The 253-nt window shown below is 58.1% G+C and carries 1 pseudogene; it reads right to left on the bottom strand.

Annotation, left to right across the window (positions count from 1 at the left end):
- A pseudogene (locus tag KVS69_RS19975) lies at window positions 1-253 on the bottom strand (glycosyltransferase family 2 protein); the annotation flags it as partial.

Below are 253 nucleotides of genomic sequence, written 5' to 3'. Positions count from 1 at the left end.
AAGAACTCCCCGATGATCTTCGACACCTTGAGTCCGCTCACGTCGTCGGCGAAGCGCGCTTCCATGGGAATAACCACGACCTTTGCACGCATGACACTCAAGCGGAACAGGATATCGCTTTCGAAGAAGTAGCGTCTGCTGGTCGCCTCAAGGGGAAGCCGGCGCGCGATGGCCGCATGGATGGCAGTGTAGCCATTGGAGGGGTCAAACACATCCCAGTACCCCGGCGACGCTTTGTCCATGAAGGACAGTC

The organism is Stenotrophomonas sp. GbtcB23 (assembly GCF_019091045.1).
GTDB classification, from domain to species: domain Bacteria; phylum Pseudomonadota; class Gammaproteobacteria; order Xanthomonadales; family Xanthomonadaceae; genus Stenotrophomonas; species Stenotrophomonas rhizophila_A.
Note: the sequence above shows the minus strand (reverse complement) of the source record. Positions and strands in the feature narration are given on the sequence as shown.